This window comes from Myxococcus llanfairpwllgwyngyllgogerychwyrndrobwllllantysiliogogogochensis (assembly GCF_006636215.1).
Classification (GTDB): Bacteria; Myxococcota; Myxococcia; order Myxococcales; family Myxococcaceae; genus Myxococcus; species Myxococcus llanfairpwllgwyngyllgogerychwyrndrobwllllantysiliogogogochensis.
On record NZ_VIFM01000071.1, the window covers coordinates 15218 to 28344 of the forward strand.

Consider the following 13127-nt stretch of genomic DNA (forward strand, 5'->3'; position numbering starts at 1 on the left):
CGACGTCAGGCGTCGACCGCCAGCACTTCTCCGACGATTTGTTGAATCATCTGCGCATCGAAGGGCTTCTCGATGCGCGGGTTCGGAATGCGCTCCAGGAACTGGCGCGCCCGGGTGGTGTACGAGCCACCGGTGATGAAGATGAAGCGCAGGCTCAGCCCGGGCTCCCGCTCCCGCACGCGCTCGTAGACATCCATGCCGGTGATGCCCGGCATCATCAGGTCACAGAAGATGGCGTCGAACGGGCCGCCAGAGGTCAGCTTCGTCAGCGCCTCCTCGCCACTGCCCACCACCGTCACCTGGTGCCGCTTTCCGATGATGCGCGCCAGTGAGCGGCCCACCGCGGGCTCGTCGTCAATCACCAGCAGCCGGCCGCTGCGCTCCGAGGACGGCGCGGCCACGGAAGGCACCTCGCGAGGCGCCGCGTCCGCGGGCGCGGGTGGCAGCTGCACCGTGAACGTGGTTCCCCGCCCCGGCTCGCTGCGCACGGTGATTTCACCGCCCAGCCCCTGGATGATGCCGTGGCAGATGGACAGCCCCAGCCCCGTGCCCGAGCCCACCGCCTTCGTCGTGAAGAACGGGTCGAAGATGCGCGCGAGCACGCTGGGCGGCATGCCGGAGCCGGTGTCGCTCACGTCCACCGCCACGCCGCCATTCACGCCGGGGCGAACCCAGAGCGTCACCTGCTGGTTCGCCGGGTCTCCCTCGGGGATGGCCTGCGCCGCGTTCACGACGAGGTTGAGGAAGACCTGCCCCAGCCGGGATGCATCCGCGTGGACGAGCGGCACGTCCTCGTAGCGCTTGACGATTTGGGCTCGGGGCTTCAGCTCGCTGGAGGCCAGCTTGAGGGAGAACTCCAGCGACTCCCTCACGTCCAGCAGCTCCCGCCGCTCCTCCTCCTGGCGGGAGATGTACTTCAAGTCCCGGACGATGTTGCGCACGCGCGTGGCGCCCTCGAGCGCCTCCTTGAGCAGCTCCCCGGTGTCTTTCAGGGACACGGACCAGCCCGGCGCGAGCGCCCCATCCGGCAGCATCCGCCCCAGCTCCCCGCCCAGCCGCACCATGGACTCCATGGCCGACTCCAGATTGGCCATGACGTAGGTGAGCGGGTTGTTGATTTCGTGCCCCACGCCCGCCGCCAGCGTGCCGGCGAGCACCATGCGGTCCGACTGGAGGAGCTGGGCCTGCATGCGCTTGCGCTCGGTGATGTCGCGCGCCATGACGACCACCGCGCCCACGCCGTCGAAGTCGACGGGCAGGCCCGCGCTCTCCGCGTCGAACCAGGTGCCGTCGCGGCGCATGTACCGAATCTCGCGCAGCGGGGCCAGCTCGCCCCGGGCCACCACGGCGTGTACGCGCTGGCGCACCACGTCCAGGTCATCCGGGTGGACGATGGTCCAGATGGGCCGGCCCATCAGCTCGCTGGCGTGGTCGTACCTCAGCGCGCGCAGCAGCGTCGGGTTGACGTAGATGAAGCGCTGGTCCCGGTGGACGAAGATGGCCTCGGGCGCCGTCTCGATGAGCTTGCGGAAGCTCTGCTCGGAGCGGTGCAACGCCTCCTCCGTGCGCTTGCGCTCGGTGACGTCCTCGAAGGCGAACAGCCGGTAGCGCGACTCGTCGCCGCTGGCGCCCATGGGCGTGGAGAGCCGACGCAGCATCCGCCCGTTGGCGAGCACCGCCTCGTCCCCGTGCAGCGGCGGCGGGGCGTCCGACTCCGCGGTGGTGGGGTTGAGGCGCAGGAAGGCCGCGGCCTCACCCGCGCGCAGGCAGTGGCCCAGCACGTCCTCGTGGGAGACTTGGCCCTTGCGCATCGCGCCTTCCAGCGACTCGATGCCCCACAGCTGGCAGAAGCGGTGGTTGGCGTAGAGGACGGTGCCGGAGCGGACCTCCACCACGTACAGACCCAGCGGCAGGCTGTCGCTCATCGCCCACGGCGGCACCGGGCCATTCGCCTCCGCGACGGCGCCGCGGTCCTTGTCGAGCGCGGGAGGTGACTCCAGCCTTCGCACCGTGCAGTACAGCGGCCCACCCGCCGCGGAGCAGGCCGCGCTCCACACGAGCCAGGCCCACGTGCCGTCCCGACACCGCCACCGACAGGAGAAGCGCATGGTGCCCGTGGTGCGCGCCAGCGACTCCAGCCGCGCCTCCACCGCCGAGAGGTCTTCCGGGTGGATGAAGCCCCGGGAGCCTTCGAGTCGCAGCTCCGTGGGAGACCAACCCACCGTCACGTTCCAGGCCGGATTGGCTTCCAGAATCCGACCCTGCGCGCCCAGCACCACGAACAACTCGGTGGAGAGCTCGAAGAAGCGGTGAGCCCACTGCTCCATCAACATTGCGTTCCTTCAACGCCCAGGGGCGCGAGACGCCACGGCCCTGGGGGGAGGGGGCCGTACGTCGCTTGGTGCATGACGGGGATAAACGAGTCTTCACGGACATAGACACCATTTCAGGAAAAAATGCATGTCCGTAATTCGTTGGGCCGGGCGCGCGGACGTGTGCCCGGGTGCAGGGCAACCACGGAGCCGAGCGGTGACGGCGCGTGCCAATTCCTGTCGCATTGTCGAAGCGCTGTTCAGGTTGCCAAGGGGGGTGCGAATCCACCGCAGGCTGGGTGCGCAGGGCTTCAGTGCGCACCACGTCTGTCTTCCAGGACGGCAACCCATATCCACCACGTCAGGGAAGGGTGGAGGTTTGGGCAGACGTCGTGGGGCGGAGGCGCGCGTCCGGATGGCAGGCTTTGATCTCCCCCGCCAGCCCAGAACACACTTCCACACCCGCTTTTTGTCAGCGGTGCTGTAAAAGTGAACCTTCACCCGGGAAATTATGTCCGCTTGTACGCTGAGTGAGGTACCGGGCTTGACGTCGTTGAGAATGATCTTCAACATGCCCGCCACGTTTCCTCCCAAAGAGTGAGACGCAGCGGCGGTAATCGCCTCCCCCAAAAGCGATATCGCCGTATGAAGTCCCAGTTGAGCCCCGCGCGCCGCGTTCCCCCTCTCGGCGCGCGGTGGCCCCTGGGATTCCCGGCAAGCTCCTCGAAATCACCAGGCAGGCACGCCTCGCTCGCACCCCGCGTGGAGCGCATCTCGCTTGCGAGCCCCCAGGGCCGGGCGGAGAGTGGGCGCCTCTTTCGGAGGTCCTCTTGCCCGTCTCCACGTTCATCCTGTCTTCATCCCTCGCGCTGCAACTCGTCTCGGGGGCCGCGCCGGTTGCCACGAAGTCCGCGCCCACGAAGCCCGCCCAGACGGCGAAGGCTTTCACGCCGCCCCTGGCCGTCGCGGAGAAGCTGGTGGGGCCCGCGCTGACGGAAGGCCATTCCTATGCGCGGCTCGCGGAGCTGACGGATGGGATTGGACCGCGCCTGTCGGGCTCCGAGGGCGCGGCGGCCGCGGTGCAGTGGGCGCTGCGGAGCTTCAAGGCGGACGGCGTGAAGGCGTGGACGGAGCCCGTGAAGGTGCCGCGCTGGGTGCGCGGCGAGGAGCGCGGCGAGGTGCTCGCGTCCGAGCGCACGCGTGGCCATCCGCTGTTCCTGCTCGCGCTGGGTGGCAGTCCTCCCACCGCGCCGGAGGGGCTCACGGCGGAGGTGGTGGAGGTGACGTCGCTGGAGGCGCTCGCCGCGCTGGGCGACGGGGTGAAGGGGAAGATTGTCTTCTTCAACCACACGATGTCGGTGGCCGCGGACTACGGCCGCTTCGCCGGGCTGCGTGGCCGAGGCCCCGCGCTGGCGGCGAAGGCGGGCGCGGCCGGCGCGCTGGTGCGCTCGCTGGCGACGGCGTCCCTGCGCACGCCGCACACGGGGTCCACGCGCTTCGAGGACGAGGGCCCGCGCATCCCCGCGGCGTCCATCACGACGGAGGACGCGGATCTGCTGCACCGCCAGCTCGAGAAGGGAGCGGTGCGCGTGAAGCTGGTGCTGGGGTGCTCGGAGCTGCCGGACGCGGACTCGCACAACGTCGTCGCGGAGATTCGGGGCCGGGAGAAGCCGCAGGAAATCGTGCTCATCAGCGCGCACCTGGACTCGTGGGACGTGGGCACGGGGGCGCATGACGATGGCGCGGGGGTGGTGATGGTGATGGAGGCCGCGCGGCTCATCGCGAAGCTGCCGCAGGCGCCTCGGCGCACGGTGCGGGTGGTGCTCTACATGAACGAGGAGAACGGGCTGCGCGGTGGGCGCGCGTACGCGGAGGCGCACGCGGCGGAGCTGTCCCGGCACGTGGCGGCCATGGAGATGGACGCGGGCGGTGGGCGTCCGGTGGGCGTGAGCCTGCGCGCGGGCGCGGGTGGGCAGGAGCTGCTCAAGCCCTGGTTGTCGCCGCTGGTGGCGCTGGGCGCGGCCAACTTCTCCGCGCGTGAGGCGGGGGGCGCGGACATCAGCCCGCTCTTGCCGGCGAGGGTGCCGTTCTTCGGCGTGGAGGTGGATTCGAGCCGCTACTTCGACGTGCACCACACGCATGCGGACACGCTGGACAAGGTGGACCCGCAGGACCTGGCGCGCAGCACCGCCGCCACCGCGTGGGTGACGTACGCCCTGGCCGAGTCCCCGGCCACGCTCGTCCGCCCGGAGGCGCCCGCCGCGCCGCCCGGCTCTGCGCCCGTGGCCGCACCCCAGAAGGCCAGCGCGGGGCACTGAGGCTCGTTCGCGAGGGTTCTCTCGAATGCTGTGCCACTTGCTTTTGTATCCAGGTGGCAATCATGACCTAGGATGCCGCCCCTGCTGACTCATCCCGGAAGGGGCTCATGTCCGAGGCGTTCTACGTTCGAGTGGGGAAGGTCGAGGAACGGAAGGTCACGTTCCAGTGTCTGACGGGGTTCGCGGGAGGTCTGACGGACTACGCCAACACCCGGTCCTTCGCGCTGATGCTGCTCCTCGATGCGAAGGAGCGCGCGGGCGACACCCGCTATCTCGTGAGGAGCGCGCCGCCCGCCGTGGCTGACGCGCACCTCGCGTTGGCGGAGAAGGCCGCCAACGCGCCCTCGTCGCTCCACAAGGACGCGGGCAACGCCAACGTCTTCGAGGCGAAGTGGCATGCCCGGCATACGCCCCGCTTCGTGGAGCGCACCTCCGTCCTGGAGCGGTACAACGACGTCGGCGAGGAGAAGCTCCGGGAGACCTTCGAGGAAATCTCCCCCCTCCAGGACCAGGGGCGGTGGCTGTTCCTGGAGGCCGCCTGGGTGCGCATGCACCGCTTCGACCTGGCCGTCGAGGTGACGGACTCGAAGTACCTGGAGCACCTCGCGGAAGGTCATCTCTTCGCGACGACCGCCTTCGACGTGTGGCTCGAATCGAGGCCCCTTCCTCCCTGAGTCCGGGATGGGGCGAGGACGGGCACCTGGCTGCCCGCTCCCCTGGCACGTCGTTGACGCCCTGGTGACGTCATGGTTCCGTGACGCTTCTCCCGGCACGGCCCCGCCGGGGAAGTGGTGAGAGCTTCGTGACTGTGACTGCTGGAGACTCGCGGCCTCGCCGCGATACCCCTGCCGGGGAACTGATGGACTGGCTCACCTCGGAGGCGAGGCGGCTGGCCAGTCCCGCCCCGCTGCTGGAAGGTCTGTGTGAGCGCCTGTTCGCGCTCGGCGTGCCGCTGTCCCGGGTGTCCATCGTCCTCTTCACGCTGCACCCCCTCCTCCACGCGAAGAGCTTCCGCTGGCGCCCCGGTCAACACGGCACCACGGAGGTCCACCCCCACGGCCTCCAGCACCTGCCCGCCTTCTCGCGCAGCCCCTTCAAGGCCCTGCAAGAAGGTCTGCCCATCATCGACCGTCGGCTGGAGACGCCTCTGGGCGAGGACGACTTCCCCATGTTCGCCGAGCTGCGCGCGGAGGGCCTCACCGAGTACCTCGCGCTGCCCGTCTGCTTCAGCGACGGCTCTCGCCACGCGGTCTCCTGGTCCACGTCCGCGCCCGGAGGCTTCACCGACGCACACCGCGTCATGCTCCAGGCGCTGCATCCGCTGCTTGAGCTGGTGCTGGAGGTCATCGCTCGCAGGGACATGACGGGCGTGCTGCTCGACACGTACCTGGGCCGCGACACCGGCCGACGCATCCTCCAGGGACAGATTCGACGCGGTGACGGAGAGACCACGTCCGCCGTCATCTGTCTGAGTGACTTGCGCAGCTTCACCGCGCTGTCGGACGCGCTGCCTCGCGATGCGCTGCTGGAACTGCTCAACGCCTACTTCGAGACGATGGTCAGCGCCTTCCATTCGCACGGCGCGGAGGTGCTCAAGTTCATGGGCGATGCGGTGCTGGCCATCTACCGCATCGACGAGAAATCGCCGGTGGAGGAGCGGTGCGAGGCCGCCGCGCGCACCATCCATCAGGCGGTGGCCGTCTGCGCGCGCGACAACGCCAACCGCCGCCGCGAGGGCCTGACGCCCTACGAGTTCGGCGCGTCGCTCCACGTGGGTGACGTGATGTACGGGAACATTGGCGCCTCGGACCGGCTCGACTTCACCGTCATTGGCCCCGCGGTGAACCTGGCCAGCCGCATCGCCGGCCTGTGCGCGGGGCACAACGTGCCCGTGCTGCTCTCCGAGTCCTTCGTCGCCCACTACCGCGGCGGCGTGAAGGACCTGGGCCACCACCCCGTCAAGGGCGTGCCCCACCCCGTGCACATCTACACGCTCGAGTCGGAGTCCTCCGCGCGCACCTTCGCGTGAGCGCGCTTCACTTCGCCGGTGTCCGCACCCTCCCGCGTTGCAGCGGCTGCTCCGGCAGTCGCAGCGTCACCAGGAACGCGAGCAACGCGACGAGGATGGCGCAGCGGTACACCGCCTTCACCGCGCGCGTGAAGGACTCCTTCAGCGCCCGGTCCGTCCGGTCCACGGCCTCCAGCGCGCGCTTTTCCTGGACGTCCACACCCGCCACGGCGCTGTCCGACGCCTTCACCCGTTGACGCTCGGCTTCCAGCTCCGCGCGCACCCGCTGCTTCACCTCCTCCGCGTGGAAGGCCGTTCGCGCCGCGCCCCCTTCGCCGCCCGCGCCAGGCACCTCGGACACCAACTCCGCGCGGAGCTTGGGTGGGAGTCCCTCGGTGGCGCTGGCCACGCGGGTCCCCAGTTCATGGGACAGCGTCGTCGCGAACACCGCGCCCATCAGCGCCACGCCCAGCGTCATCCCGAGCTGCCGGAAGAACGTCGCCGCCGACGTGGCCACGCCAATCTGTTGCGGTGACACGGAGTTCTGGATGGCCAGGGTGTAGAGCGGAATCGACGGCCCCAGGCCCACGCCCACGAGGACCATCTTCACCGTGACTTCCGCCTGCGTGGAGTCCGGCGTCAGCGTGAAGCCCATCACCGTGAAGCCCACCATCAGCAACACGAGCGAGCCGAGCATCAGTCCCTTGTAACGGCCGAGGCGCGACACGAGCTGTCCACTCAGCACGTTGCCCGCCACCACGCCCAACGTCAGCGGCGTCAGCGTCAGCCCCGAGTGTGTCGCCGACAGCCCCACCACGTTCACCATGAACAGCGGCAGGAACACGACGCCCGAGAGGAACACCGCGCCGATGATGAACACCGCCGCGTTGCCCAGGCCGAACGTCCTCTGCCGGAACAGCTTCAAGTCCAACAGGGGTTCCCGCGCGCGTCGCTCCTCGCGGATGAAGAGCGCCGTGCCCACCGCCGCCAGCGCGAACATCCCCAGCACCTGCCATGAGCCCCACGCCCAGCCGCCCCCATGGGCCACCTGGTCCGAGCCCCGTCCCAGGCTGAGCGCGAGCAGCAGCGGCACCACCGCCAGCGCGAGCAGCACCGCGCCTGTCACGTCGAGCTTCCCCCGGGACACGCCCTCCGGCCGCAGCTTCGGCATGCGCAGCAGCACGAGCGCGAGCGCCACCGTGCCCACCGGCAGGTTGATGAAGAACACCCAGTGCCAGCCCAGCCGGTCCGTGATGAAGCCACCGGCGAGCGGGCCCACCACGCTCGACAGGCCGAACATCGCGCCGAACAGGCCCTGGTACTTGCCGCGCTCGCGGGGCGGGAAGAGGTCGGCGACGACCGACAGTGCGCCGGTGAACAGCGCCGCGCTGCCCAGCCCCTGCACCGCGCGGAACAGGACGAGCGACACCGTGGAGCGCGACACGCCACACAGGAAGCTGCCGAGCAGGAAGACGACGATGCCCGCGGCCAGCACCGCGCGGCGGCCGAGCAGGTCCGACAGCTTCCCCCACACGGGCACCATCATCGTCGAGGCGACGAGGTACGACGTGGTGAGCCACGGGTAGAGCGCCGGAGAAATCCCCAGGTCCGCCTGGATGGCCGGGCCCGCGGTGGCGACAATCGTCTGGTCCAGCGCCGCGAGCAGCAGCCCGAGCAGCGCGCCCAGCATCGTGAAGACCTTCTGTGCGCGGGTGAACGCGGGGAACGCGGCGGGCGCTGCATCCGGAGACGTGGGCGCGGCGGACGGAGCCATGTTCGCGAGAAGGCCCTTCGGTGCGAAGGGTTCGCGCGAACTTGGGCGCTGTCCGCGTGATGTGCCAGCGCTCCCACAGGTCGCGTTGGCGAGATGACAGACGCCTGGCGCGTGGAGAGATGCTGGTCATGGGACAAGCATCTGGCAGCAGTCGCGGAGCCGCGGGAATAGCCTTGGGCCCCTCTACTCCCCGGCGCTCGAGAGGAACGCCCGCGATGCGTCTGCCTTCAATCCTGTTCCTGGTCACAGAGGAGTCGCTCATGCGTGTGTCCTCGAGGTCGCTGGTCGTCGTGTGCCTGCTGTCGTCGCTGGTGGGTTGCAAGGACGAGGAGCCGCCTCCTGTGCCGAAGCCCACGCTCTCCGAGACGCCGCTGTGGCAGGTGAAGGCGGACCTAAGCTTCCCCGACGAGTGCTTCGGCAGCTCCGTGGCCCTCGCGGACTTCGATGGAGATGGTCGCAAGGATCTGGCGGTGAGCTCGCAGGCTTGTCAGGAGCTGCTCGTCAGCTCACGCAACCCGGGACGCCTGTCCATCTTCGTGGGGCAGGAGAAGTTCTTCTCCACGCAGGCCGTGTCCGCCGCGCTGAGCTGGCAGAACACGCACCCGAACGCCTCCGGACAACAGCTCCGCGTGGAGTCCGGCGAAGTGAATGGAGATGCCTACGCGGACCTGCTCGTGTATGGCCGCTACGGCGTCTCCGTCTTCCTGGGCCAGGCGGACCTGGCGGCGATGCTGTCCGCGCCGTCCTTTCGAGTGCCAGGCAATGGCACCTTCCAGAACAGCTTGTTCGTGGACCTGAATGGCGACGGGCTCGACGACCTCGTCGCCAATCACAGCGCCTCGCAGCGCTTCTACCTGTCCACGCCAGGGGCGGGAGGAGAGGGCGGTCTGTTCACTCTCGCTCGCACGCGCACGGGGTACTTGAGGGCCTCGTTCGTGGGAGACCTGAACAAAGACGGGGCCGAGGACGTGTCGCTGGGGTTTGGCGGTGGCAACCTGGGCTACTTCCTGGGCTGCAAGCCCGGGAGCGCCTTCGCGTGCGACGGCCCCATCTCCGCCGAACCCTGGCGAATCGAGACCCTGGTCGGACGCGGCAACCTCCACCCGGACCTGAATGGCGACGGACATCCGGAGACCTTCGCGTTCTCGGAGTCGGGCCCGTTCCAGTTCCACTTCTCCCAGCCGGACGGCACCTTCTCCCCCACGCCCGCCTGGTCCACCCAGGGCGACCCCGCGTTCCCCTACGTCAGCAGCTTCGCCGGCCTGGCCTCCGTGGGAGACATGGATGGGGACGGCGTGCGCAACGACTTCGTGCTGCACTCCTCGGGACGGCTGTACCTCTTCTCACCGAAGGACGGCATCTCCCAGTCGATGCACCCCGTCTGGGCCTGGCCGCGCGCGGACGCGGTCCCCAGCGGCTATGGGACCTACCGGCGCTACTCCATCGCGGTGCCCGGGGACCTGAACGGCGATGGCTTCGATGACCTGGTGGTGGCCACCACCGAGTTCGGGGACATCCTCGACGTGCCCATGGGAGAGGTGTCCATCCATGCCGGAGGGCAGGTGCCCGCGACGCCCGCCACGCCGCCGCACCTGCCGTCGCCCCAGGCCTGTGGACTCCAGGTGGACGAGGTGAACGGCAAGCCGGACCTCACCGTGGACCAGGACGTGCTCGAGCGCACGGTGCATGTGGTGTGGAGGAACTTCGAGGAGGAGGATTGCGAGGTGAAGGAGCAGTGCGTGCTCGCGCCGGGTCGCCGCAAGCTCCTGCGCTTCAGCACCTCCATCCAGAACCTGGGCAACAAGGCCGCGGTCCTCCCGCCCATCGAGGAGAACCCGGACCTTTACGTCTTCGACGAGTGCCACGGGCATGACCACCTCACCAACTTCGCCGCGTACGAGCTGCGCGACTCGGCGGGCAACGCGGTGATGACGGGGCGCAAGCAGGGTTACTATCTGGTGGACGTCCAGAGCTACTGCTCGGACGCGGCGGCCTCGACCTTCCACGAGCCCATGGGCATCTCCGCGGGCTGGTCGGACATCTACACGCTCGACACCCCGTGCCAGTGGGTGGACATCACCGACGTGGCGGACGGCACGTACTCGTTCCAGGTCAGCGTGGACACCCGGGACATCGTCGAGGAGGGAACGGTCCACCCCAACACGGTGGCCTTCCCGGTGCGGTTGGAGGGAGACACCGTCACGGTGCTGCCGTAATCCTGCGGGGCCATGAGCCCCGAGCGCCCGTTGTACCTGGACCACAACGCCACCACCCCCGTGGACCCGGAGGTGGTGGACGCCATGCTGCCGTACCTCCGCGAGCACTTCGGCAACCCGTCCAGCGCGCACCCGTACGGACGCCGCGCCCATGAGGCACTGGAGATGGCGCGCGCGCAGGTGGCCGCGCTCATCGGCGCGAAGCCCTCCGAAATCCTCTTCACCTCCGGCGGCACGGAGGCCAACAACCTGGCCATCCGGGGCACCGCCGAGGCTCGCGCGGAGCGGCGCCACCTGCTCACCTCCACCATCGAACACCCCGCCACGACGCTGCCCTGCGACGCGCTGGAGTGGCGCGGCTGGCGCGTGACGTGGCTGCCGGTGGACGCCGAGGGCCGCGTGCGCGTGGAGGAAGCCGAGCGCGCGCTCGACGCCGAGGGCGCGGAAACCGCACTCGTGTCACTGATGCATGCCAATAACGAAACGGGCGTGTTGCAGCCGGTGGCGGATGTCGCCGCGCGGGCCCACCGTCACGGCGCCACCGTGCACACGGACGCGGCGCAGTCGGTGGGGAAGGTGCCGGTGGACGTGAATGCGCTCGGCGTGGACCTGCTCACGCTGGTGGGTCACAAGCTGCGAGCCCCCAAGGGCGTGGGCGCGCTGTACGTGCGCGAGGGCACGCCGCTGCGCGCGGTGACGCTCGGCGGAGGCCAGGAGCGCGGGCTGCGGCCGGGGACCCAGAACGTGCCGTACGCGGTGGGGCTGGGCGTCGCATGTGAGCTGGCGGGCAGGCGGCTGGCGCGGGGTGGGAGCGCGGCGCTCGGGGCCCTGCGGGAGCGGTTGTGGGCGGGGCTTCGCGAGGCGGTGCCGGGCGTCACCTTGAGCGGGCAGGGGGCCGAGCGGCTGCCCAACACGCTCCATGTGCGCTTCCCAGGGGTGCGGGGTGGAGCGGTGCTGGCGGCGACGCCGGAGGTGGCCGCGTCGACGGGGTCGGCGTGTCACGATGGGGGTGAGTCCGCCTCGCCCGTCCTGCGGGCGATGGGAATCCCGGAAGCGGACGCCCTGGGCGCGGTGCGCCTTTCCCTGGGGCCCGACACTTCCCCGGAAGAAGTGGATCGGGCGGTGGTTGTACTGGCGCGCGGGTGGAGACAGGTGGCGGGCTGAAATCTCCGTGCAATCATCGCCCCGCTTCCGGCGTAGGGCGTGGTACCGGAGCGTGCCGCCGGTGCGGCGCCACCGCCGACGCGAGAGGGTGTTTCACGTGAGCATCAGGGTCGACGTGTGGGAGGGCGGGCGCATCGCGCTGTTTTCGCTGCGAGCCAACCGCCTGCGAACGGTGCTGACGACGGTGGGGATTGGCGTGGGTGTCTGCACGCTGCTGGCCATCGTCGGCATCATCCAGGGCATCAACCAGTCCTTCGCGGACCAGCTCGCGCAAATCGGCGCCAACACCATCCAGGTGTCCAAGTTCCCCTGGGCCATGGGCGGTGACTGGTGGGAGTACCGCAACCGGAAGAACCTGACCGTGGACATGATACCCGCCATCCTCCAGTCCTCGGAGCACGTGGTGGCGGCGGCGCCCATCTTCTACGACAGGGCGGAGGTGCGCTTCCTGGACCGGCGCATGACGGGCGTGCTGGCCGCGGGCACCACGGCGGACTACTCCATCATCTCCTCCTACACCGTGGACAAGGGGCGCTTCCTCACCGACGCGGATGTGAACACGCGCTCGCCGGTGGTCGTCATCGGCGCGGAGCTGACGCGCACGCTGTTCCCCGGGCTGGACCCCGTGGGCCACCGCATCCTCCTGGCGGGCAGGCCCTACCGCGTGGTGGGCACGCTGGAGCCCAAGGGCACCGTGCTCGGTGAGAATCAGGACATGACGGTGCTGATTCCGTACCGCACCTTCCAGGAGCACTTCGGCAAGCGCAACTCGCCCAACATCATGGTGTCGGTGGACTCGCCCGAAAACACGCTCGACGTGGTGGACCATATGACCGCGGCGCTGCGCCGCGCACGCGGGACGCCGCCCGGGGTGAAGGACGACTTCGCCATCAACCGGCCCGAGCAGCTCGCCAACATGTACGCCAAGCTCACCGGTGCGCTGTATGGCGCGGCGACGGGCGTGGGGCTCATCACCCTGCTGGTGGGTGGCATCGGCATCATGAACATCATGCTGGTGTCGGTGCGCGAGCGGACGCGGGAGATTGGCGTGCGCCGCGCGCTGGGGGCGAAGAAGCGCACCATCATCATCCAGTTCCTGCTGGAGGCCTCCAGCGTGTCCGCCGTGGGCGGCACCCTGGGGACGCTGGTGGGGCTGGGGCTGGCGAAGACGGTGTCGTTCATCACGCCGCTGGCGGCGGCGGTGGAGCCGCTGACGGTGGTGGCGGGCGTGGGCTTCGCCGCCACGGTGGGCCTGCTGTTCGGCATCTGGCCCGCGGCGCGCGCGGCGAACCTGGACCCCGTGGAAGCGCTCCGCCATGACTGAGGAGACACCGC

At 69.6% G+C, this 13127-nt stretch carries 8 protein-coding genes; 6 read left to right on the plus strand and 2 right to left on the minus strand.

Annotated elements, in window-relative coordinates; all coding sequences use genetic code 11:
* Positions 1–5: 5 nt before the first annotated feature.
* The gene (locus tag FJV41_RS19150; RefSeq protein ID WP_246137281.1) at positions 6–2327 is read right to left on the minus strand and encodes a PAS domain S-box protein; all 2322 of its coding nucleotides are present in this window, start codon (positions 2325–2327) and stop codon (positions 6–8) included.
* A gap of 815 nt (positions 2328–3142) precedes the next feature.
* On the opposite strand from FJV41_RS19150, the gene FJV41_RS19155 reads away from it, so the two are divergent.
* The 3 genes from FJV41_RS19155 to FJV41_RS19165 all read left to right on the plus strand — a co-directional run bounded on the left by FJV41_RS19155 (position 3143) and on the right by FJV41_RS19165 (position 6659).
* On the plus strand, positions 3143–4630 hold the full coding sequence (locus tag FJV41_RS19155) for a M20/M25/M40 family metallo-hydrolase (RefSeq protein WP_141643957.1): 1488 nt from the start codon (positions 3143–3145) through the stop codon (positions 4628–4630).
* 107 nt (positions 4631–4737) lie between these two features.
* A complete protein-coding gene (locus FJV41_RS19160; protein ID WP_141643958.1) occupies positions 4738–5304 on the plus strand; it encodes a hypothetical protein in 567 nt (188 codons plus the stop codon).
* Between the two features lie 185 nt (positions 5305–5489).
* A complete protein-coding gene (locus tag FJV41_RS19165) occupies positions 5490–6659 on the plus strand; it encodes an adenylate/guanylate cyclase domain-containing protein (protein ID WP_141643959.1) in 1170 nt (389 codons plus the stop codon).
* 7 nt (positions 6660–6666) lie between these two features.
* On the opposite strand, the gene FJV41_RS19170 is transcribed toward FJV41_RS19165, so the two are convergent.
* The gene (locus FJV41_RS19170; RefSeq protein ID WP_141643960.1) at positions 6667–8412 is read right to left on the minus strand and encodes a DHA2 family efflux MFS transporter permease subunit; all 1746 of its coding nucleotides are present in this window, start codon (positions 8410–8412) and stop codon (positions 6667–6669) included.
* Positions 8413–8672: 260 nt separating this feature from the next.
* Between FJV41_RS19170 and FJV41_RS19175 the strand changes: the two genes are divergently transcribed.
* From FJV41_RS19175 to FJV41_RS19185, 3 genes are all read left to right on the plus strand, one after another.
* Positions 8673–10628, plus strand: coding sequence for a lysyl oxidase family protein (locus FJV41_RS19175; protein WP_141643961.1), 1956 nt, complete (start codon positions 8673–8675; stop codon positions 10626–10628).
* A 12-nt stretch (positions 10629–10640) separates the two neighbouring features.
* Positions 10641–11792 carry a cysteine desulfurase family protein gene (locus FJV41_RS19180; protein ID WP_141643962.1) on the plus strand — a complete coding sequence of 384 codons (1152 nt, stop codon included), beginning with the start codon at positions 10641–10643 and terminating at the stop codon, positions 11790–11792.
* Between the two features lie 97 nt (positions 11793–11889).
* Positions 11890–13116, plus strand: coding sequence for an ABC transporter permease (locus FJV41_RS19185; RefSeq protein WP_141643963.1), 1227 nt, complete (start codon positions 11890–11892; stop codon positions 13114–13116).
* Positions 13117–13127: the final 11 nt, after the last annotated feature.

Excerpts from the sequence above, each read along its gene's own strand:
- FJV41_RS19150 (WP_246137281.1), bottom strand. The coding sequence starts at position 2,327 with ATGGAGCAGTGGGCTCACCGCTTCTTCGAGCTCTCCACCGAGTTGTTC.
- FJV41_RS19160 (WP_141643958.1), top strand. The coding sequence starts at position 4,738 with ATGTCCGAGGCGTTCTACGTTCGAGTGGGGAAGGTCGAGGAACGGAAG.
- FJV41_RS19165 (WP_141643959.1), top strand. The coding sequence starts at position 5,490 with ATGGACTGGCTCACCTCGGAGGCGAGGCGGCTGGCCAGTCCCGCCCCG.
- FJV41_RS19170 (WP_141643960.1), bottom strand. The coding sequence starts at position 8,412 with ATGGCTCCGTCCGCCGCGCCCACGTCTCCGGATGCAGCGCCCGCCGCG.
- FJV41_RS19175 (WP_141643961.1), top strand. The coding sequence starts at position 8,673 with ATGCGTGTGTCCTCGAGGTCGCTGGTCGTCGTGTGCCTGCTGTCGTCG.
- FJV41_RS19180 (WP_141643962.1), top strand. The coding sequence starts at position 10,641 with ATGAGCCCCGAGCGCCCGTTGTACCTGGACCACAACGCCACCACCCCC.